This window comes from Streptococcus sanguinis (assembly GCF_026781265.1).
Lineage (GTDB): Bacteria > Bacillota > Bacilli > Lactobacillales > Streptococcaceae > Streptococcus > Streptococcus sanguinis_T.
In genome coordinates this window covers 254,750-276,571 of the sequence record NZ_JAKUVC010000002.1, presented here as the reverse complement: position 1 = coordinate 276,571, position 21,822 = coordinate 254,750, and the positions used below count along the sequence as shown (strand labels likewise).

General features: G+C 42.1%; 20 protein-coding genes. 16 read left to right on the top strand and 4 right to left on the bottom strand.

The window, feature by feature from the left end; all coding sequences use genetic code 11:
* Positions 1-29 precede the first annotated feature (29 nt).
* The 5 genes from lpdA (at position 30) to MK370_RS02205 (ending at position 7,625) form a co-directional block, all read left to right on the top strand.
* A complete protein-coding gene (gene lpdA, locus MK370_RS02225) occupies positions 30-1,370 on the top strand; it encodes a dihydrolipoyl dehydrogenase (protein WP_268683967.1) in 1,341 nt (446 codons plus the stop codon).
* Between the two features lie 15 nt (positions 1,371-1,385).
* Complete coding sequence (locus MK370_RS02220; RefSeq protein WP_268683966.1) at positions 1,386-2,459, top strand: thiamine pyrophosphate-dependent dehydrogenase E1 component subunit alpha; 1,074 nt, start codon at positions 1,386-1,388, stop codon at positions 2,457-2,459.
* 18 nt (positions 2,460-2,477) lie between these two features.
* Positions 2,478-3,509 carry an alpha-ketoacid dehydrogenase subunit beta gene (locus tag MK370_RS02215; protein WP_111675830.1) on the top strand — a complete coding sequence of 344 codons (1,032 nt, stop codon included), beginning with the start codon at positions 2,478-2,480 and terminating at the stop codon, positions 3,507-3,509.
* A 13-nt stretch (positions 3,510-3,522) separates the two neighbouring features.
* A complete protein-coding gene (locus tag MK370_RS02210; protein WP_268683965.1) occupies positions 3,523-4,782 on the top strand; it encodes a dihydrolipoamide acetyltransferase family protein in 1,260 nt (419 codons plus the stop codon).
* Between the two features lie 242 nt (positions 4,783-5,024).
* Positions 5,025-7,625 carry a PRD domain-containing protein gene (locus MK370_RS02205; RefSeq protein ID WP_268683964.1) on the top strand — a complete coding sequence of 867 codons (2,601 nt, stop codon included), beginning with the start codon at positions 5,025-5,027 and terminating at the stop codon, positions 7,623-7,625.
* A gap of 110 nt (positions 7,626-7,735) precedes the next feature.
* Here the strand turns inward: MK370_RS02205 and MK370_RS02200 are convergent, their stop codons facing one another.
* From MK370_RS02200 to MK370_RS02190, 3 genes are all read right to left on the bottom strand, one after another.
* Positions 7,736-9,121 (bottom strand): MATE family efflux transporter, encoded by a 1,386-nt coding sequence (locus MK370_RS02200; protein WP_268683963.1) that lies wholly within the window; start codon positions 9,119-9,121, stop codon positions 7,736-7,738.
* 115 nt (positions 9,122-9,236) lie between these two features.
* The gene (locus MK370_RS02195) at positions 9,237-11,198 is read right to left on the bottom strand and encodes a family 20 glycosylhydrolase (protein ID WP_268683962.1); all 1,962 of its coding nucleotides are present in this window, start codon (positions 11,196-11,198) and stop codon (positions 9,237-9,239) included.
* An 83-nt stretch (positions 11,199-11,281) separates the two neighbouring features.
* Positions 11,282-11,719: a DUF3284 domain-containing protein gene (locus MK370_RS02190; protein WP_268683961.1), complete on the bottom strand. Its 438-nt coding sequence runs from the start codon at positions 11,717-11,719 to the stop codon at positions 11,282-11,284.
* Between the two features lie 372 nt (positions 11,720-12,091).
* Between MK370_RS02190 and MK370_RS02185 the strand changes: the two genes are divergently transcribed.
* From MK370_RS02185 to MK370_RS02170, 4 genes are read left to right on the top strand one after another with little or no spacing between them, the layout of a single operon-like run.
* Positions 12,092-12,424: a PTS lactose/cellobiose transporter subunit IIA gene (locus MK370_RS02185; protein ID WP_002895529.1), complete on the top strand. Its 333-nt coding sequence runs from the start codon at positions 12,092-12,094 to the stop codon at positions 12,422-12,424.
* A complete protein-coding gene (locus tag MK370_RS02180) occupies positions 12,421-12,711 on the top strand; it encodes a PTS sugar transporter subunit IIB (protein WP_268683960.1) in 291 nt (96 codons plus the stop codon). Before MK370_RS02185 ends, MK370_RS02180 begins: the two co-directional genes overlap by 4 nt.
* A 13-nt stretch (positions 12,712-12,724) precedes the next feature.
* On the top strand, positions 12,725-14,032 hold the full coding sequence (locus MK370_RS02175) for a PTS sugar transporter subunit IIC (protein ID WP_002909757.1): 1,308 nt from the start codon (positions 12,725-12,727) through the stop codon (positions 14,030-14,032).
* A complete protein-coding gene (locus MK370_RS02170; RefSeq protein WP_268683959.1) occupies positions 14,029-15,435 on the top strand; it encodes a glycoside hydrolase family 1 protein in 1,407 nt (468 codons plus the stop codon). The genes MK370_RS02175 and MK370_RS02170 overlap by 4 nt, the downstream gene beginning before the upstream one ends.
* A 47-nt stretch (positions 15,436-15,482) precedes the next feature.
* Here MK370_RS02170 and MK370_RS02165 read toward each other — a convergent pair whose 3' ends face one another.
* On the bottom strand, positions 15,483-15,683 hold the full coding sequence (locus tag MK370_RS02165) for a 4-oxalocrotonate tautomerase (protein WP_223310287.1): 201 nt from the start codon (positions 15,681-15,683) through the stop codon (positions 15,483-15,485).
* Between the two features lie 105 nt (positions 15,684-15,788).
* Here MK370_RS02165 and MK370_RS02160 point away from each other — a divergent pair, with 105 nt between their 5' ends.
* The 7 genes from MK370_RS02160 to MK370_RS02130 are packed head-to-tail and all read left to right on the top strand — an operon-like array spanning position 15,789 to position 21,778.
* Positions 15,789-16,361 carry a thymidine kinase gene (locus MK370_RS02160; protein ID WP_268683958.1) on the top strand — a complete coding sequence of 191 codons (573 nt, stop codon included), beginning with the start codon at positions 15,789-15,791 and terminating at the stop codon, positions 16,359-16,361.
* A gap of 36 nt (positions 16,362-16,397) precedes the next feature.
* Positions 16,398-17,477, top strand: a complete 1,080-nt coding sequence (gene prfA, locus MK370_RS02155) for a peptide chain release factor 1 (RefSeq protein WP_268683957.1) — start codon at positions 16,398-16,400, stop codon at positions 17,475-17,477.
* Positions 17,477-18,307, top strand: coding sequence for a peptide chain release factor N(5)-glutamine methyltransferase (prmC, locus tag MK370_RS02150; RefSeq protein ID WP_268683956.1), 831 nt, complete (start codon positions 17,477-17,479; stop codon positions 18,305-18,307). Before prfA ends, prmC begins: the two co-directional genes overlap by 1 nt.
* On the top strand, positions 18,300-18,890 hold the full coding sequence (locus MK370_RS02145) for an L-threonylcarbamoyladenylate synthase (RefSeq protein WP_268683955.1): 591 nt from the start codon (positions 18,300-18,302) through the stop codon (positions 18,888-18,890). The genes prmC and MK370_RS02145 overlap by 8 nt, the downstream gene beginning before the upstream one ends.
* A 47-nt stretch (positions 18,891-18,937) precedes the next feature.
* Positions 18,938-20,200, top strand: a complete 1,263-nt coding sequence (gene glyA / locus MK370_RS02140; protein ID WP_268683954.1) for a serine hydroxymethyltransferase — start codon at positions 18,938-18,940, stop codon at positions 20,198-20,200.
* A gap of 1 nt (position 20,201) precedes the next feature.
* The gene (locus MK370_RS02135; RefSeq protein WP_268683953.1) at positions 20,202-21,176 is read left to right on the top strand and encodes a nucleoid-associated protein; all 975 of its coding nucleotides are present in this window, start codon (positions 20,202-20,204) and stop codon (positions 21,174-21,176) included.
* Positions 21,176-21,778 (top strand): lysozyme family protein, encoded by a 603-nt coding sequence (locus MK370_RS02130; protein WP_268683952.1) that lies wholly within the window; start codon positions 21,176-21,178, stop codon positions 21,776-21,778. Before MK370_RS02135 ends, MK370_RS02130 begins: the two co-directional genes overlap by 1 nt.
* The last annotated feature ends 44 nt before the right edge of the window (positions 21,779-21,822 follow it).

Genomic DNA, 21,822 nt, shown 5'->3' with positions numbered 1-21,822 from the left:
CCTTTGCATTTTATGAAAGGAGGAGTGTTTTGTCTGTTTATGATGTTTTGATTATCGGTGCTGGACCGGGCGGTTATGTGGCTGCTGAAGAAGCAGCTCGTTTAGGTAAGAAAGTCGCCGTAGTAGAAAAGAAGTCTATCGGCGGAACCTGCCTGAATGTAGGATGTATACCGTCTAAGGCCTATCTCCAGCACGGTCATTGGTTGCTGACAATGGAGGAAGCTAGGCGTTATGGCGTTGAGAGCAAGCTTGAAAGGATTGATTTTGAGAAATTGGTAGACCGAAAGAATCAGGTTATTGCCAGTTTGCAATCTGGAATTCATGCTAGCTTTAAGTCTTTAGGTATTGAATATATCCAAGGGCAGGCCAAGTTTGTCAAAGACCGAACTTTCTCCGTCAATGGTAAAGAAATCAGTGGCAAAGATGTGATTTTGGCTACTGGCAGTTATCCTTTTGTGCCTCCTATCAAGGGATTGGAACAGGTTGACTATCTAACGACGGATACGTTTTTTGACTTGAGGGAGCTTCCTGAGAAGTTAGTCATTATCGGAGGTGGCGTTATCGCAATTGAGCTAGCTTTCGCTATGGCTCCTCTGGGTGTCGCTATCACTGTTATTGAGGTTGCGCCGGAAATTCTTTTGACCGAAGAAGCTGAAGCGCGACATGTGATTCAAAAGAAACTAAAGAAAATGGGGGTGATGATTTATCAGGGAGCGCAGATAAAGGAAGTCACTGCTAGTTCTGTCTTACTTGAGAACGAGCAGGTTGCTTTCGACCATCTTTTAGTCGCTACTGGCCGCAAACCAAATCTAGAGCTAGCAAAGGATATGGGATTAGCCTTAACAGATCGGAATTTTGTCAAGGTAGATCAATACTACGAAACATCCAAAGAGCATGTTTATGCTATCGGTGATCTCTTGGAATCTTATATGCTGGCTCACGTAGCTAGTGCAGAAGGGATAAAGGCTGTAAGAGCTATCTGCCGGAGAGCTGAAGAAGCAGTTGATCCGCTGGGTGTTCCCCGTTCACTCTACACCAATCCTGAAGTAGCTTCTTTTGGTCTCAGCAAGGAAGAGGCTGAGCAGGCCGGCTATGATGTTCTGGTCGAGAAGCTGCCTTTCTCTTATAATGGGCGGGCTATCGCTATAGGTGAGACAGAGGGCTATGTCAAGTTAATTTCAGAAAAGAAATACCATCTTCTCCTAGGGGCTGTCATCGTCGGTCCGAACGGTACAGATCTTCTGCAGAATTTGATTTTGCTGAGGCAGGCTGAAGCAACGCTGGATCAAGTTCTTGAAACAGTTTTTGCTCATCCTACCACATCAGAACTAATACAAGAGGTCGCTAAAAGACTCGTTCAGGACGATTAATGAGGAGGTAAAAATATGTCAAATTATAAAGATTTACCACAACAATTAAGCAAAACAAGAAACCAAAGTGCTGTATCAGAGCTAGTAGATTTAAAAGTCTATGATGCTACTGAAGTTGAGGTAGAGCAGGTTTCCAAAGAAAAAGCCAAGACCTTGTATAAAACCATGTGGGATATCCGTAATTTTGAGGAAAATACTCGGCGTTTCTTTGCTGCAGGACAGATTCCTGGCTTTGTTCACCTTTATGCAGGAGAGGAAGCGATTGCTACTGGCGTCTGTGCCAATCTGACAGACCAGGACTATATTACCAGTACTCACCGGGGACACGGTCACTGTGTTGCTAAGGGCGGTGACTTAAAGGGAATGATGGCAGAAATTTTTGGCAAGGAGACTGGACTCGGAAAAGGAAAAGGCGGATCTATGCACATTGCTGATTTGGACAAGGGAATCCTCGGTGCCAATGGTATGGTTGGTGGAGGCTTTGGTCTAGCTACAGGTGCAGCTATGCGCAACAAGTACTTGAAAACTGACAGTGTAGCGGTCTGCTTCTTCGGTGATGGTGCAGCCAATGAAGGGAATTTCCACGAATGTCTCAATATGGCATCAATTTGGAAACTGCCAGTTATCTTTGTCAATGAAAACAACTTCTTTGCAGAATCGACACCGCAATGGTATTCTTCAGCATCTGGCACCATTGCTGAAAGAGCAGCTGCTTATAATATGCTTGGCATCCGGGTTAATGGTAAGGATTTATTCGCTGTCTACCAAGTAGCCAAGGAAGCTGTAGAGCGGGCTCGTAGAGGTGAAGGACCTACCTTAATTGAAGCTGTAACATATCGCGATCATGGTCACTTTGAAGGGGATGAGCAGAAGTATAAGGCTTTGGAAGGTGAAGAAAAAGACTGGGCTGATGTGGATGCTCTAGATGTCTTCCGTGATTACGCTATCGAGCATGGCCTCTTGACTGAAGAGGAACTTGATGCCATATTAGAGGAGTCTAGAAAGGATGTGGAAGAAGCTATCAAATTTGCTCAAGACAGTCCGATTCCTCGTTCCGAGTCTCTGCTGGAAGATGTATTTGCTGATTGATAGAAGGAGGTTGATCAAATGGCTAGACAACTGTTATTTATGAAAGCAATCAATGAAGCGCTGGATCAGGCAATGGCAAAAGATGACACCGTAATCCTTCTGGGAGAAGATATTGCTGGCGGTGTAACAATCAAGCACTTGGAAGAAGAAAACGAAGATGCTTGGGGCGGTGTAATGGGTGTAACCAAGGGACTCATGCCAAAATACGGCCGAGAGCGGGTGATTGATACTCCGATTTCTGAGCACGGATACGTGTCAGCTTCTGTTGGAATGGCTCTGACTGGCTTGCGGCCAGTACCGGAGCTGATGTTCAATGACTTTATCGGTTTCTGCTTTGACGCCATTCTGGGGCAAGGCTCAAAAATGCGCTATATGTTTGGCGGTAAGGCCAAGGTTCCGATGACAATGCGGACCATGCATGGGGCAGGAGCTTCAGCTGCAGCTCAGCACTCGGGTTCATATTACGGTCTCTTTGGATCTATACCTGGCATAAAGGTAGTTGTTCCAGCAACTCCGTATGATGCTAAAGGGTTACTGCTGGCTTCCATTGAAGACGACAATATCGTGATTTATTCAGAAGATAAAACTCTCTATGGTATCAAGGGAGAGGTACCAGAAGAATATTATACAGTTCCAATTGGAAAGGCTGCTGTCCGCCGTGAAGGAACAGACCTCACTATCGTTACTATCGGTAAAATGCTTTATGTTGCTTATGAGGTAGCGGATCGCTTGGAAAAAGATGGTATTTCGGTTGAAGTGATTGACTTGAGAACGGTAGCCCCTTGGGATGAGGAGACTGTCTTTGAATCAGTCAAGAAAACTGGACGGCTGATTATCGTTGATGAATCCAACCCTCATAATAACACAGCGACGGATATTGCAGCAGCAGTGACAGACAAATGCTTTGACTATCTGGACGGCCCAGTGAAATGCGTCTGCGCGCCAAATGTGCCGGTACCATTTGCGGTGAATCTGGAACAGCTCTATATCCCTAATGCTGATAAGGTTCTGACTGTTGCTGCAGAATTGATTGACGATCTGAAGAGATAGAAGGGAGGTAAGTATGGCTACAGAAATTGTAATGCCTAAGCTAGGCTTAACAATGACCGAAGGTCTGATAAATAACTGGCTGGTCAAGGAAGGCGACACCGTAGCTGCTGGTCAGCCTGTCTTGGAAATCAGTTCTGAAAAATTGACCAGCGATGTAGAGGCGCCAAGCGCAGGAGTGATTTTAAAAATTATCAGTCAGGCGGGCGATACTGTCCCGTGCAAGAAAGTAATTGCATGGATTGGTGAAGCAGGAGAATCTATTCCAGGTATGGAGACGGAAGAAGTTTCTGCGAACCAGTCAGAAAGTGAGCAAGAGGCAGCTGATGCAGGGGTTGGACTAGCAGAAAAAACTGCGACAGCAAGTTCCAACTCTGTCGGAAACAGTGAACATGGACGTATTTTCATCACTCCTCTTGCCCGCAAGATTGCTAAGGAAAAAGGATATGATATTTCCTTGATTTCAGGAACGGGAGGCAATGGCCGTATTACCCGACGAGATGTGGAAAATTATAAACCAGAGGCGCTTCCAAACCAAACACCTGAAAGTAGCTCAGCAGTCCTTCAGCATGCTGGTCAAGTTGACTATGGTGCAGGATTGACAGGTATGCGCAAGACTATTGCAGAGCGGATGATGAATAGTCTCCAGACATCTGCTCAGGTGACCTTGCATCGTAAGGTGGATATCAGTCGGCTGATAGCCTTTAGGCAGGATATGAAGGATAAGGTCACTTCACCACTAGAAAATGGCGAAATCAGCATCACAACCCTGCTTACAAAGGCTGTTGCCAAGGCGTTGAAAGATCACCCTCAGCTCAATGCTTGGTATTTCAATGGTCAGTATCAGGAAGTAGAAGATATTCATATCGGTATTGCGACTGCGCTTAGTGATGGTCTGGTGGTGCCAGTCATTCGTCACGTGGATAAGCTAACGCTGGCTGACTTGGGCTTAGCTATCAAAACAGAGGCCACCCAAGCTCGTAAAGGCACTTTAGACCCAGCTCTTTACTCAGGTTCAACCTTCAGTATTACCAATCTCGGGGCAGCAGGGATTGAGTATTTCACTCCTATTCTAAATACACCAGAAGTGGCGATTTTAGGAGTTGGTGCCCTGCAAACGGCGCTGGCTCTTGACAGCCAAGGACAGGTCTATGAGCAGAAATTCCTGCCGCTCAGCTTGACTTTCGACCATCAAGTCGTAGATGGTCAGCCCGCAGCGGAGTTTCTATCTAGTCTAGTGGACAAGTTGGAATCTCCTTACGACTTAGTTTTCTGATAAATGAATGAATAATGAATTTCATTCCTACATGATAAAGAAAAAAGCCAGCTGTTTATATCACTCATTAACAGTTGGCTTTTATGTATTCTATCATTCTCTTGCTTCAATTTATAATGTTTAGATAAGGAAATGACAGGATGATAGGGAGTAAGTTCTAAGGCTCTAAGTAGGTGAATCAAGCTGCAGTATAAGATAAATTGAATGACGATAATGGGAGAAAAATATCAGTGAGGTAGAATATGAAGGTTGCCAAAACACTAGTCTTAGAATATCTAGAGCAAGAATTACTAAAGAATAATAAGCAAGGCCTTGAAACGAAAGTAATTGCTGCTGCTTTAGGAATGCAACGCTCAAATGTGAGCACTATTTTGAATCAATTGGTAAAAGAAGGGATACTCGTTAAAGGAAATACACGGCCAGTTCAATACCAATTAAAAGAGGTATTTGTGGAAAATCCTTTGGATTTTCCAAGCATTATAGGTGAAAACGGCAGTTTGCGAACAGCCATCCAGTTAGCACAGGCAGCTATTTTATACCCAAATTATGCTCTTCCTGTACTCATTTTATCCGAAATTGGTGCTGGTAGAACTCACTTCGTTAATAAAATGATAGCGTTTGCCATTCAAAATCAAGCGATTAGTAAACCTCAGTTGTTTGAAAAAATTAACTGCTTAGACTATATTGATGTTCTGGATGATTTGCTGAAGTTGTTATTTGGCTCAGAGGGGACGAAGTCTGTATTTGAGAAAGTGGCAGAAGGAATTTTATTTATAGATAACATACAAGTTCTATCTTCGGCGGATCAAAATAGATTGATTTCCTGGCTGAATCACAGAGAAGGAGAACAAAAGAGACGTCAGAAGAAAGGTTTGGTAATTATCGGAAGTAGCGCTAAGCTATCTGAACATTTATCCAATAAACTTCCTGTTGTAATCCAGCTGCCTTCTTATCCGAATCGACCGATTAGTGAAAAGCTAGAGTTACTAAATTACTTTTTAGCTATCGAATCAAAGAATTCTGCGAATGATATTCAAGTACCGCGTGATGTCATTCATTCCTTCATCCTATCAGCGAATATTAGCAATATAAAAGAATTAGAATATGCAGTTCGAACTGCTTGTGCCAATGCTTTTGTAAGAAGTCTGAGGTCGGAGCTAAAAGATTTAACACTTAGTAATGACGATTTGCCCATTCCTTATCAAGGAATTCGGCATTTAGGTGGTCATAATGTAGTTAAAATCGATGAATTGATTGGCAAACGTAAGGTGCTGATTTATGATAAGGAGTTGGGATTGCTGGATTTTCCAGAGCAAGAGTCGGATGATTTATATAACAAAATTAAATCAGAATATTCTCAGTTATCAGAAAGAGGCATTGAGCAGGATGATGTTTTTGAGGCAGTGAGAAATTATATTCAAAGCTATATTGAATACAAACCTTTTGTTAAGAAAGAAGATGAGTTGGAAAATCTTAATCATCTTGAGACGATTGTTTCTGCTGAAGTAATCCAGTTGGTACAAGCCTTTGTTCTATCTGTTCAAAAAGAACTCAATATAGAGCTTAATTCGACGGCATATTACGGCATCAGCCTTCATGTCAATGCGATGCTTAAGCAGAAAGGGTCGTTAAATCGGCAGTTGGATAATGATGCTATTGTGAAAGTGATTCGGGATTATCCAATAGAGTATGCACAATGTTCTAAATTTGCTAGGCAGCTAGAAACAAGATTTCAACTAGCTGTTCCAATAGATGAAATCGTCATCCTAACAATGTTTATTATTGAATCCGAAAAGAAACAAGATAGTCTACGACCTATCTTGCTCTACGTTCTGCATGGTAAAGGGGTTGCCAAGTCCTTGGCTGAGTCAACCAAGATGCTGACTAAAAATAGCCAAGTGTATGGCTTTGATATTCTATTAGAAGAGTCTCTAGAGGAAAGCTATTGTAAATTAAAAGAGCAAATTGAGGAGCTAGACCAAGGTTTAGGGGTCATCGTCCTCTATGATATGGGCTCGATTAAGGAAATGCTGGATAAAATTCGAGAAGAAACTCTGATTAAAATCAGAGAATTTGAAATTCCCATTACTATGATTGGCATGGGGATTGCACGGCGCTGTTTGATAGAAAATGATATTGAAAGTGTCTTTCACGCTTTTCATATGGAAATGAATCAGCTTTATAAAAATCGGGACCAAGAAAAAATCATCATTACACTCTGTTATACCAGCGAAGGCGGTTCTCTTCAGCTCAAGCACTATCTTGATCAGTATTCAAAGTTGGGTTATCGTGTCATTGCTTTGTCAGTTGCTAATAAGGAGATGTTGATTGAGGAAGTGATGGCCTTAAGAAAGACCTATCAAGTTCATGCTTTTGTTGGAACTTTCGACCCTCAAATTATGGGTATCCCTTTCATTTCCATTAAAGATGTTTTTGAGCAGCCCAAGGAGCACTTAGATAAATTATTGATGTTTGTACCGACCTCTGTCAATAGCTACGATTATGAGAAAGTTTACCAATTTTTAGAAGAGCAATTTGTCTATACTTCCTTAGCTAAGATTAAAAAGATTCTTCCTGCTATTTTAGATGATTTTGATTTTTATTATCAGCTGACAGAGGACCAAACAATAGGTTTGTTTGTTCATATTGCGTGTCTAGTGGAGCGGACCCTTTCAGGAGAATGCCTGAAGAAGAGTAGTAAAGAAATTGCTGGTGTTATCGAAAAATTCCCTGATGACTATAAGTACGTTAGGAAAATCATTCGAACGGTGGAGCGAAGCTTTAAGATTATTGTAGATGACGCAGAGGTCAGTGTTTTAATTCAGATGCTGCGCAAATTATAAAATTGTAAGTTGGAGTCGCAAACTAATAAAAAGCACCTAACTCTCATTACCTTTTTAGTCGGGATTTACATTTCCGATTTCTGTGGTAATGTTGTGAATTAGATGCTTTTTTACATGTGCTCTTGCACAAGATTATGCAGCCATTTCCCTGAGAAGACACGAGGGATGCCCCAGATTGGTTTGAGAATATCTTCGCCATTTATCACAAGAAAGATTAGCCAAATGGGAGCCTGCAGGCTAACTAGGACATAGCCAAGTGGAATGCTGAAGAGCCAAACAGGTAAAATATCTAGCAGGCAGGCATAGTTGGTATCGCCTCCGCTACGTAAAATCCCAACGATTAAAACAACACTAAAAGCTTTTGGGATAAACAACAGGGCATTTAATTGAATCATCAAGATGGTTAGCTGCTCTGTCTGATTACTTAAATTGTAGAGTTTCAGGGCTAAGGGCATGGCCCAGATGAGTAGGATGCTGACGATTAGCCCGATGAGAGGTAGTAGAAGTAAGAAGCGCTTGGCATCTTGTAAGGCTTTTTCTGCTTGATTCTCTCCTATGGTATTGCCTAGCATAACAGCTACGGCATTGCCTGCACCTCGTACAAAGACAAAACCAATTTGGGCAATGGCGCTAGCAATCTGGGTAGAGGCCACCACTTCAGTACCTAATAGTCCGATAATGGCCAAGCCAATCGATGTTCCGAGCGACCAAGCGCCTTCATTGAAGACGACTGGCAAGGTTTTTTTCAAAAATTGATAAACAAAGTCTTTGTGGAAAGCAAAGAGTTCAGCTATGCTAGCGGCTCCAGCCATCCTTGTTCGATAGACACCAAATACTAACAAGCAAAGCTCCAGCAATCGAGCTATAAAGGTAGCAATAGCAGCACCAACCAGTCCAAGTTTAGGAAATCCAATCAGTCCAAAAATAAGAACGGCATTGCCAATAATATTGGTCGCCATGGATAGGAGGCTTGCAAGAGTTGGTAAGAAAACTTCGTTACTACAGCGACACATGGTGGCTAATGAGGTTGTGATGGCTGTCATCAGGTAGGTCCAGGAGACGATAGATAGGTACTGGGCGCCCAACTGAATAGCTTCGGTATCATGGATATAAAAGCCAATCAGTTGCTTGGGAAAAAGTAAAGCGACTAAAGTAAAGGAAGCGGAGATGAGCCCGCTCAGCATATAGACTAATCCCAAGGTTTTTCTCATATCAGCAATTCGCTGGGCTCCCCAGTATTGGGCCATGAAGACAGAAGCTCCGCTACCGATACCAAACTGTACAATAGTCAAGAGAAAGAAAATCTGGTTGGCAGCACCAGCAGCTGCGATTTGTTTTTCCCCTAGCTGTCCAATCATGACAACATCAGCTAGATTGACAGCGCTGGCTAGTAGAAATTGAAGAGAAAACGGTAGACTGAGACGTAAGAATTGTTTCAGAAATGTTTTCTTTTCACTCACTCTCCCACCTCCTTTCGTTTCAAATAGGATAAGCAATCAGTATATCCAGTAAGCCGATGTCTAGAAAGTATCTGTTCTTTTTGAATTGGATGATTCTGATTCCTCATAAACTTCGCTATTTCTATCTGATAGCTTGAAATAAGCCTCAAGTTTAGTGATAATAGGCAATTTGATCAACAAAAATTTGACAATCTTTGTCAGCTTCTGTTTGAACTTCTACATTCTTCAATTCCTTTTCAGGATAAGGGTTTTGAATAGGAAATGCGAAGAAAGTTTGCTGCTCTTTTTGATAAGGTTTGGTGCTAAGAGAGACTTCAAATAGTTGCTCATCTACCTTATAGATAGGTTCACCAGGTAAAGGGTTGGTATTGGTAGACCGATCCCAGTCAACACTTGTTTTGCCAATGTTTTCTCCAAAGATAATGGGAACAGTGAACTCGGTTTGATCAGTATAGGTTAGTAGGATATTTCCGATTTGATAAGTTTCCATTTCAGGGAAGACACCGTCCACAAACCATTGGTATTCCACAAAATAGTCAGTAGCATAGCCGATTTCAATCCAGCTGGGATGCGCCAGTGCTTCAAGACTGCGCGTGTGGTTTTGCAGGTCGGGATAGTGGTAATGGAAGAGATAAGATAAGGTTTTATCACGGATAGTCGCATAGTCTTCATCACGATAGTCATGATTCCAAAACATCTCGTAAGCATAGGCCAAGCCGAAGAAAATGACATTTCTCTGCAGGATTACCTCATTTAAAGTGCTCCAGTTGGAGATGATAGCTCCCTTGCTCCCCTTCTTCAAATGCTCAGCCCAATGCGGAAAGAGATAGCCTTCAAAATTACCATAACGGATGCTAAAGCCTTCTTCTAAAACTTCATCTTCCAGTTTTTCATCCAAACTCCAGAGCCAATGGAGAATTTCGACATCTTTGGGAATCTGGTGAATGGCCTGCCAGGTTGCCGGCATAATGCCAACTTTTGTGCCTGTATCTTTTTTGAACTGGGGAGTGTACATGATGATTTCTGCTCCACCAAAAGGCCCTGCATCAGGAACGATAGCGTTTTTCAGTAACTTGTCTCCCCAAATCATGGTTCGGACATTTTTCTGCTTGAGGTGGTCATAAATCTTGATAATGTCCTCTGCAAAGATATCAGCTCCAGCCTTCCCTTTGCAACGCTCACACATGGCAATTGAATAGTATTCATCATGCCCGATATTGATGACTTCAGGTTCAAAGACCTCAATGATTTCATCCAGAACATCAAAGAGGAGTTCATAAGAGGCAGGATTTGATGGGCAGTAAGTGTCTGGATAAGGATCTTCAGGGATTTCTGCAATTTCTGGGTGGCCAAGCATCAAATAATCGCAGTGACCGAGGGATGGCACTTCAGGAATCACCTCAAAAAATCGTTCCTTGCAGTAGAGGACCAGATCTTTCACATCATTTTGACTTAGAAACTCCCCGTCACCATTCTCCATGTGAATGGCATTCTTGTACCAAGGGAAGGTATAGTCTTGGATTTCTTTGGTCTTGCCAGAGTATTCAGCCATATCAGCACAATATTTAATCCACTCCTGATTAATTTCAGGGTGTTTTTTATATTCCATAGCACCACCGATTTCAATCATGAGGGTATTGTACTTGAAGAAAGCAAGCATATCCACAAATTGCTTGAAGAAATCCATATTCTTACGAGATGGTAAAAAGACCTTGAGGCCACGCTCGGAACAGACAGGTTCATCGTAGGCCAAGCCATAAGGCAAGTAGCCATCCTGTAACATTTGGATAATTGAAATAGCCCCAAAAAATAAGCCACGCTGGGATAAGGCATAAACGAAAATACCGTTTTGAGCAACCTTTACGATGTGCGCTTCAGGGTTGGATGGATAGGGAAGTGAAAAGGACTGCATAACCTCTTGTCCGACTTCTCGGGAAATCCCTTCTATGAAATGAATGGCAGGGAAAGCCAGCTGGCCATCATTTCTTACTTTTGGATGAGCCAGTAAGGTGTCGGTCAAAATAGGCAGAGGGCTGAATATTTGAGTTTCTTTAGTGAAATAGCGACCGTTGTTTTCTTGTTTCCAATATTGAGGTGTGATGCCTTGTTTCATAATCTACTCCTTGAACTATCTGGATATCTGCGAGTCATAAAAAATCTGGGCGCAGAAAAGAAGGTATGGATTGGATTTGCTTTTTACTGAGTTCTCACTTTTCTAGCCTTCTCAATTTCCCCTTGAATCTTATAAAGATTTTCCGAAAGGCGACCAAAGTAGAGAAGCTCTCCCATCCACTTGATGAGCTTGCTTTTTGAATTTTTTGTCAATTTATTTTGTTCTTGCTCTAGCGTAACCTCAAGCCCTTTTGAGCAAGGCTTGGTCTTGTAGAAAGTAATCGTTTTTTCACTATGTGACGTGATTTGAATGACGTAGGTTTCATGGCGACGATAGTCCAGAATCTCATAATCAGTCTTGGTATAGACATTGTCTGACAATTTTGAGTAACGAAGTCCTTTCTTTAACCTATCTATCTTTTTTGTTTGATTGTCAGTTTGATTGATTTGATTCAGAAACTCGCTTTCCAAGAAGTCATAAAATTCATCTGAAGTGACTTGGAGTTCTCTAATAATCTTCATAAATTAAGTATATAATAAGCCCTTGTGGAAAGTAACCCCCTGAGGAAAAAGAGACGGATTTTAATGAATTTTTATACTCTTTAGCTTTGTGTTATACATTATCATAAAAAACGATTAATTTTTATACACTAATTTTACGATAGGTTCTAAAATATATTAAAGGAACTATTTAAAAATAGCAGAGTACTAGAGGTAGAGCACGTAAGAAACTGCTGCTTTAAATTTTTTATAATAAATTGAGTATGAATGACATTTGAAAATGGATACACTAAGCTAGAAAGCTGTATATTAAGAAAATATAAACGCTTTTGACAGTAGAATAGAGCTATAGTAAACTTTGGGTAAGAAGTCAAATTGAAAGGAGGAGTTTGTATGGAAGAATGGAATAGTTCAGCGGAGATTATTGCCATGTCCTTAATTGCCAATTCTGGTGCAGCCCGATCCTTAGCTTTTGAAGCACTTAAAAAAGCAAAATTAGCTGAATTTGATGCAGCTAAGGAATTAATGGATGAGGCAAATAGTGTTATTTTAAAAGCCCATCATTCCCAAACGGATTTATTGCAGGAAGAAGCACAAGGAAACGGTCATCAGTTGAGTATATTGCTTGTTCATGCACAAGATCATTTTATGACGAGTCTCTTGGCCATTGACCTTATCACCGAGATGATTGAGCTGTATTCCAATAGAGAAGGAGAAAGACAATGAAAATCTTATTAATATGTGCAGCGGGTATGTCCACGAGTATCCTGATGAAAAAAATGGAGCAATATGCAAATGACCAAGGTATTGACCTCGATATCAAAGCGGTCGGATTGATGGACTATCAGGATTATGCTCAGGACTATGACGTAATTTTATTAGGTCCTCAGGTTTCTTATAAACTTGATTCTGTCAAAGAGACAGTTTCAAAACCTGTTGCCACCATCCCAGATATGGATTATGCAATGGGAGATTGTAAGAATATCTTTCAATTAATTAAAGCAATATCTTAAGGAGGTTTTTCTGATGGAAAAATTCTTTAACAGTAAATTCATGACCAAACTTCAGGAAATTGGTTATAAACTGGCCAACAATGTGTTTATACAGTCTTTACAAGCTGGATTGGGCTCTCTCTTGGGATTGATTACCGTAGGTTCCTTATTTCAAGTCTTAGCTGCAATTGGAAATGAAACAGCTCTAGGTTGGTTCAAAACAGGGGATGCAGTGTATAATACATTGACCTTGCCTTTCCGTTATTCGATGGATTTTATTTCTATCTGGGTTGCCATCTTCTTTGCTTATCATTATGCTAAGAATTTGAAATTAAAATCCCCTATTATGGCAGCTGTTGATACAGCAGTTACTTTCATGCTTGTGGCAGGAGCTTTTGTTGATACTGAAGAATTCTCCGGTCTGCAATTAGACTATCTCGGCTCACAAGGTATGTTTATCAGCTTCTTTATTGTCTTTGTTGTCGTACAGATTGAAAAATTCTGTTATGAAAAAGATATTAAAATAAAGATGCCAGATGTTGTGCCGCAGTTCCTGCAAGATAGTTTCGGCTCTATTCTGCCGGTATTCTTCTCCATCACTCTCTTCCTCTTGCTGAATGTTGGAATTGGAGCATTGACAGCAGGAGCTTATAATGTTCCGTCTGGTTTTATGGCCCTCTTGCGTGCACCGCTTGGCGCTGTATCATCTGTTCCAGGGATTGTGATGCTTTGTATGTTAGCGCTGATTCTTTGGTGCTTCGGTATTCATGGTACCCTCATCATTATTCCAATCATTTCTCCGCTTGGGATTCAAGCGGCAACAACCAATGCTGCTCTTCATGCGAACGGTCAGCCAATGCAATTCTTCCCAGTCTTACTCTACACTTCCATGGCCTTGGTTGGTGGTACAGGAAATACATGGGCCCTGGTCCTGATGGGCTTACGATCAAAATCTAAACAAATCAGTGCCGTATCAAAGATTTCACTCATTCCTGGGTGGTTTGGTATCAACGAGCCAGTAACATTTGGTATGCCAATTATGTTCAACCCAATTCTTTGTATCCCTTATGTACTCAATGTGCCTATTATGATGATTTTGACTTATTTTGCTTACAAAACAGGCTTTATCATTCCAGCTTGGATTGTTGTCAGCGCTCAGTTGCCAATGGGCTTTAGTAACTATCTGACCACCCTTCGTTGGCAAAACTTTGTTTGGGACTATATCTTGATTTTACCAGCTATGTTAATCTACTATCCATTCTTCAAAAAATACGAAGAGCAATTGGTTAAGCAAGAAGCTGAAATGGAAGCTCTAGAAGCCAAAGGAGGTGCAGCAGCTTGATTGATGTGACAAAATTTTCCAGAGACTTTCTCTGGGGATCGGCTTCAGCAGCCTATCAAGTTGAAGGAGCTTGGGATGAAGATGGTAAGAGTCTGTCTATCTGGGACACCTTTGTCCGCCAGCCTAATAGGACCTTTAAAAACACTACAGGCGATGTGGCAGTGGATCATTATCATCGCTATAAAGAAGATGTTAAACTGATGGCCGAAATGGGCCTAAAAGCTTATCGATTTTCTATTGCATGGACCCGTATTTTGCCCGAAGGACGAGGAGAGGTTAACCAGAAAGGTATTGAGTTTTATTCAAATCTGATTGATGAACTTCTCAAATATAATATCGAACCCATTATCACGATCTATCACTGGGATTTGCCTCAAGTACTGCAAGATGAGTACGGCGGTTGGGAATCTAGAAAGATAATCGACGATTTCCTGTATTATGCAGAGATTCTCTTCAAAAACTTTGGAGATCGAGTGAAATATTGGATTGGACTCAATGAGCAAAATGTCTTTGTTGGACTAGGCTATCGGGATGGTCGTTTTCCACCAGGAATCAAAAATATTCAGTTAATGCACCAGGTGAATCACATTGTCAACTTGGCCAATGCGACGATTATCAAACGATTCCATGATTTAAAAATAAAAGGTCAAATCGGTCCAAGCTTTGCTTTTCCTGTCCTCTATGCTCTGGATAATCGGCCAGAAAACGTTCTAGCCATGGAGAAATCTTTGGATGTTAATGTTTGGTACTGGATGGATGCTTATTTATTAGGACGTTATCCAAAGACAGCCTTAGCTTATCTGAAAAATCAATTCAGTATAGAATTAGATATTCGAGAAGGGGATTTAGAGATTTTAAAAGCTGGTCGTCCAGATTTCGTTGGTGTCAACTATTACCAATCTCATACTTTTGCTGCTAATGTTCCGAATGCTGAAGCTGGAGAACCGGACCAGTTTAAGCATGTGCCAAACGAACACTTAGAGCGTACCAGCTGGGAGTGGGAAATAGATCCAATCGGTTTACGAATTGCTTTGCGACGGATTACCAGCAAATATGATATTCCAATTATGATAACTGAAAATGGGCTAGGAGAGTATGACACCTTAACAGAAGATAGAAAGATCCACGACCCATATCGGATTGAATATCTTGATAAGCATATTACAGCTGTACAAAATGCCATAGAAGATGGTTGCCAAGTCATCGGCTATTGTACATGGTCTTTCACAGATTTACTTTCATGGCTAAATGGTTATGGCAAGCGCTATGGATTTGTTTATGTAGACCGTGATGAGGAAGAAGGTGGTAGTCTAAAGCGGATTCGAAAAGATAGTTTTTATTGGTATCAAAAATTAATTAAAGAATTTGAAAATAAAAGAGATAACAGTAGGAGTCATTCATAGAAAAAAGCCAGCAGTTTGTATCCCTATACACTGCCGGCTTTTCTTTTTTATTTTTCTCGCATTTGACCTTGTGGGAAGTAGGTTCCTTCTGGCATGTCGTTAATAATGACATGGACAGCAGACTGAGGTGCGCCTGTATTTCTGACAACGGCTTCAGTTACTTCCTTGGCAAGAGCTTTTTTCTGCTCCAGAGTACGACCTTCAAATAAATCAATTCTAACAAATGGCATATTTTCTGCCTCCTTTATTTCTTTATCATTATTTTATCACAAATGAGGTTTTAAAGAGTAGTGAATTATGGTAAAATAATGTGAAGTAAAAATGGAGATAGTGAATTAGCAAAGATTTAAATTATGGCTCAGTTATACTACAAATATGGTACGATGAATTCGGGCAAGACCATTGAAATTTTAAAAGTGGCCCACAATTATGAAGAACAAGGCAAGAGCGTGGTTATCATGACCTCGGCTATCGATACAAGAGACGGCTTTGGGGTTGTTTCCAGTCGCATCGGCATGAAACGAAATGCCATAGCTATTGAGGATGAGACAGATATTTTTGGCTATATCCAGCAGCCGCCTGAAAAACCTTATTGTGTTTTAATCGATGAAGCTCAGTTCTTGAAACGCCATCATGTCTATGATTTAGCTAGAGTGGTAGATGAGCTGGATGTTCCGGTGATGGCTTTTGGTCTAAAAAATGATTTTCGCAATGAACTCTTTGAAGGCTCCAAACATCTCTTACTCTTGGCTGATAAGATTGAGGAGATTAAAACTATTTGCCAATATTGCTCTCGTAAAGCCACCATGGTTTTACGGACTGATAACGGAAAGCCGGTTTACGACGGAGAGCAGATTAAAATTGGCGGCCACGAGACCTATATCTCAGTCTGCCGCAAGCACTATTTTAACCCCGATATTAAGTAATCCAATGATAGAAATAAAGGAGATGATGAAAAATCTATGAACATCTATGAACAGTTACAAGCGGTGGAAGATCGCTACGAAGAACTTGGTGAACTCCTAAGCGACCCTGATGTAGTTAGTGATACCAAGCGTTTTATGGAGCTTTCTAAGGAAGAAGCCAGCACCCGCGATACAGTGACGGCATACCGCGAGTATAAAAAAGTCCTGCAAAATATCATAGACGCTGAAGAAATGATAAAAGATGCCTCTGGTGATGCTGATTTGGAAGAAATGGCCAAGCAGGAGCTCAAAGACGCCAAGGCTGAAAAAGAAGAATACGAAGAAAAACTAAAAATCCTCCTTTTACCAAAAGATCCAAACGATGATAAGAATATTATCCTTGAAATCCGGGGTGCAGCGGGAGGAGATGAGGCGCAATTGTTTGCAGGAGACCTCTTGCAGATGTATCAAAAATATGCTGAAAGCCAAGGTTGGCGCTTCGAAGTTATGGAAGCTTCTTACAATGGTGTAGGTGGAATCAAGGAAGTGGTCGCTATGGTCTCAGGCCAGTCAGTCTACTCGAAACTTAAGTATGAATCTGGCGCTCACCGCGTACAGCGGGTTCCAGTGACCGAAAGCCAAGGTCGCGTTCACACCTCGACGGCAACTGTCTTGGTGATGCCAGAAATCGAAGAAGTGGAATACGACATTGATCCTAAAGATTTGCGGGTGGATATCTACCATGCTTCAGGTGCTGGCGGACAGAATGTCAATAAGGTTGCGACTGCTGTTCGTATTGTCCATCTGCCGACCAACATCAAGGTTGAAATGCAGGAAGAGCGGACCCAGCAGAAGAACCGGGATAAGGCTATGAAAATCATCCGAGCTCGTGTGGCAGACCACTTTGCTCAAATTGCTCAAGATGAGCAGGATGCAGAACGCAAGTCTACAATTGGTACTGGTGATCGCTCAGAGCGGATTCGCACCTATAATTTCCCGCAAAACCGGGTGACAGACCACCGTATCGGATTGACTCTGCAAAAGCTGGACACGATTTTAGCTGGTAAACTGGATGAAGTCGTTGACGCTCTGGTTCTCTATGACCAAACGCAAAAACTAGAAGAGCTGAATAAATAATGATGCTGGCTCAATATTTGGCTGAGCTAGAGCAAGAGCTGGTAGCAGCTGGAGAAGAAGCAGAAAGCCTGACTTTCGTTTATCGGGCTCTCAAGGATCTCTCCTTTACCGACTTTGTTCTTAAGCTTCGGACAAAAGTCAGCCAAGAAGATCGTGACCAGCTAAAAGCAATTCAAGAGCAGCTGCTTGCCCACATGCCAGCCCAGTATATCATCGGTAGCAGTGACTTTCACGGCCTGACTCTCAAGGTGGACGAGCGGGTTCTGATTCCAAGGCCTGAGACGGAGGAGCTGGTGAAGCTAATCTTGGCAGAAAATCCTGAAAGTTCTCTGTCTGTCTTAGATATAGGTACGGGTAGCGGAGCCATTGCTCTTGCACTGGCGAACAGCCGTCCAGACTGGCAGATTACTGCTTCTGATCTGTCAAGCGATGCTCTTTCCTTGGCAACAGAAAATGCTCAATCCTGCGGACTCAGCCTCACTTTTGTCCAATCTGATTGCTTGGACGCAATCAGTGGGAACTTTAACATTATCGTCTCTAACCCGCCCTATATTTCAGAAGCGGATAAGGACGAAGTCGGACTTAACGTTCTGACCTCAGAGCCTCACATGGCCCTCTTCGCAAAAGGGGATGGCTATGCCGTCTATCGGAAAATAGCCGAGCAGGCAGGAGACTATCTGACAAAAAAAGGAAAAATCTATCTGGAAATTGGTTACAAGCAAGGAGACGGTGTCAGGGAGTTATTGAAAAAATCTTTTCCCCAAAAACGAATCCGAGTCCTGAAAGATCAATTTGGCAAAGATAGAATGGTGGCGATGGACAATGGATAAGATAGAAAATACTCTGGCAGCTGGCGGAGCGGTTGTCCTGCCGACAGAAACTGTTTATGGCCTCTTTGCTCAGGCTTTGAATCAAGAGGCGGTCGAACGAGTCTACGAATTAAAACGAAGACCTCGTGCAAAGGCTCTTAATCTCAATGTGGCTAGCTTGGAAGAGATTTATGCTTTTTCTAAGAACCAGCCCAGTTATCTAAAGCAACTCTATCAAACCTTTCTACCTGGGCCGCTGACTATTATCCTCCAAGCCAATGACCGAGTGCCTGCTTGGATAAACTCAGGTATGGAAACTGTGGGCTTTCGGATTCCTAAACATCCAGTTACCCTGGACTTGATTCGGAAGTACGGTCCCTTGATTGGTCCATCCGCCAATCTTTCTGGAAAAGCTAGTGGAACTTCTTTCCAGCAGATTATGATGGATTTTCAAGATGAGGTCTCGGGAGTAGAAGATGATAACTTTTTGACCGGTCAGGATTCAACTATTCTGGATTTGTCTGGAGAAAAGGCTCTTATTTTACGCCAGGGAGCCATTACCCGCGAGGACATTCTCGCACAAGTAAAGGATATAAAATTTTAACTTTTAGGACCTAAGGTCCTATTTTCGCAAAAGAAGGGAGACACCTTATGATTTTTGACCAAGAAGACTACAAAGCATTTGACCCAGAGATTTGGGAAGCAGTTGCTAAAGAAGAAGAACGTCAGCAGCATAATATTGAGCTGATTGCTTCAGAAAATGTTGTTTCTAAAGCTGTCATGGCTGCTCAAGGTTCTATTTTGACCAATAAGTACGCTGAAGGCTACCCAGGTCGCCGTTACTATGGTGGGACAGATGTAGTGGATGTGATTGAGAGTCTGGCAATTGAACGCGCCAAGGAAATCTTTGGTGCCAAGTTTGCTAATGTTCAGCCTCACTCAGGCAGCCAGGCTAATTGCGCTGCTTATATGGCTTTGATTGAGCCAGGCGATACAGTTATGGGCATGGATCTGTCTGCCGGCGGCCACTTGACTCATGGTGCATCAGTCAGCTTCTCTGGTCAAACCTATAATTTTGTATCTTATAGCGTTGATCCAGAAACTGAATTGCTGGACTTTGATGCCGTCCTCCAGCAAGCCAAGGAAGTACAGCCTAAGCTGATTGTAGCGGGGGCTTCAGCCTATTCTCATATCATCGACTTTTCAAAATTCCGTGAAATCGCTGATACAGTTGGTGCCAAGCTTATGGTAGATATGGCTCACATCGCTGGCTTGGTTGCTGCAGGTCTCCATCCAAGCCCAGTTCCTTATGCGGATATCACAACAACAACGACCCACAAGACCTTGCGTGGACCTCGCGGTGGTCTGATTTTGACAAATGATGAAGACCTGGCTAAGAAAATCAACTCAGCTATCTTCCCAGGCATTCAGGGCGGACCATTGGAGCATGTCATTGCAGCCAAAGCAGTTGCATTTAAAGAAGTGCTGGATTCAGCTTTCAAGGTTTATGCACAGCAGATTTTGGATAATGCCCAAGCTATGGCTCAAGTCTTCCGTCAGCATGACAAGTTCCGTGTGATTTCTGATGGCACTGAAAATCACCTTTTCTTGGTGGATGTCACTAAGGTTGTAGAAAATGGGAAAGTCGCTCAAAATCTCTTGGATGAGGTTAATATCACGCTTAATAAAAACTCCATCCCTTACGAGACTTTGTCACCATTTAAGACTAGCGGAATTCGTATCGGTACAGCAGCCATTGCAGCTCGAGGCTTTGGTGTAACAGAAAGTATCAAGGTAGCCGAGCTTATTATCAAGGCTCTGGAAAACGCTGAAAATGAAGCGGTGCTGAATCAGGTGCGGGCAGAAGTTCGTGAATTGACGGACGCTTTTCCACTCTATGAGGGCTTGAACTAAGATGGATATTTACGTAAAAAAAGCGATTATTCATCAATTCAGCCCAGCTGATACCGAACTGCTACTGGCAGATAAGTTTCTCAACATTACTCCCAAGATTGAAGAGTACCTGCGCAAGAAAATCGAGCGAGTTTATTCTGACGATGCTAAAACAGGTGTTTTCGATCCTGAAAACGTCTTTTTAGCCCAACTTTCAGACGACCTACTGGAAACATCGGTGACAGTTGCCAAGCTCTGGCAGGAGGAGTTTTCTATCAGTGAAAACCAGAAAACCAATGATCTGATTTTTGTCCAGTTTGACAAAGAAGGTGTGGAGCACTTTGCTTTTCTGCGGATTGCTCTGCGGGAAACACTTACTCACTTAGGTGGTGAGGTTGACAATCCCATCAAGCTGACGCAGAACAATCTGCCTGGCTTTGGTACGGGGGCAGACGAGGCTTTGGTCATCAATCTCAAATCTCGCAAGTACCATCTGATTGAAAAGCGCATCAAGTATAACGGTGCCTTTCTCAATTATATGTCAGATAATCTCTTGCAGGTCAATCCGACAATCTCAGCTAAGAAATCAATCAAAGCTCTGGAGAAGACAGCTCAGAAGGTTGCCGAAAGTTTTAACAAAGACGATTTTCAGTTCCAGTCCAAGGTCAAATCCAGTATTTTCAAAAATCTGGAAGAAAATGACGAACTGTCGCCTGAAAAGTTGGCCGATGATCTTTTTGACAGTAATCTGACTGCCCGCCTTACCTTTATCGATCAGGTTAAGGAAGCTATTCCTGAGCCAGTCAAGTTTGATGAGATTGACAGCCGCCGCCAGAAGAAAAAGTTCGAAAATCAGAAACTCTCCCTTTCAAATGGAATTGAGCTCATCGTTCCCAATAATATCTATCAGGACGCAGAGTCGGTAGAATTTATCCAGAATGATAACGGGACTTATTCTATTTTGATTAAGAACATCGAGGATATCCAAAATAAATAATGTTTAAATTTCTAAGAAGACTGATTTTAGTCCTTTTCGTGCTGTTTGCCGGCTACAAGATTTATCAGGTTCATCATGATGTCAAGCAGGTCATGAAGTATCAGACTTTGGTCAGAGAAGTGCTGGACGAGCAGGACACAGCGGCCAATGAAGAATTGGTACTGGCCATGATTTATACAGAGACCAAGGGAAAAGACACTGATGTCATGCAGTCCAGTGAAAGCGCGACTGGTCAGACCAATGCTATCACGGACAATAAAGAAAGCATTCGCCAGGGAGTTCAGACCTTATCTGATAACCTAGAGTTAGCCAGCGAGAAAAAGGTGGATGTTTGGACAGCAGTACAAGCCTATAATTTTGGTCAGGCCTACATCGACTACGTATCTAAAAACGGTGGCGAAAATACACTGGAGCTGGCCAAGAAATATTCCAAAGATGTGGTAGCGCCAAGTTTAGGAAATGTAACTGGCAAGACCTACGGCTACTATAACCTGATTTCAATTTTTCACGGACCAGAGCTCTATATCAACGGCGGTAATTATTATTATTCCCGTCAGGTCAAGATGAACATGCACATCATGCGCCTCTTAAAATGGTTTTAGAAAGAAGCAATCAAGCTTCTTTTTTTTTGATGGTGAAGTAATAA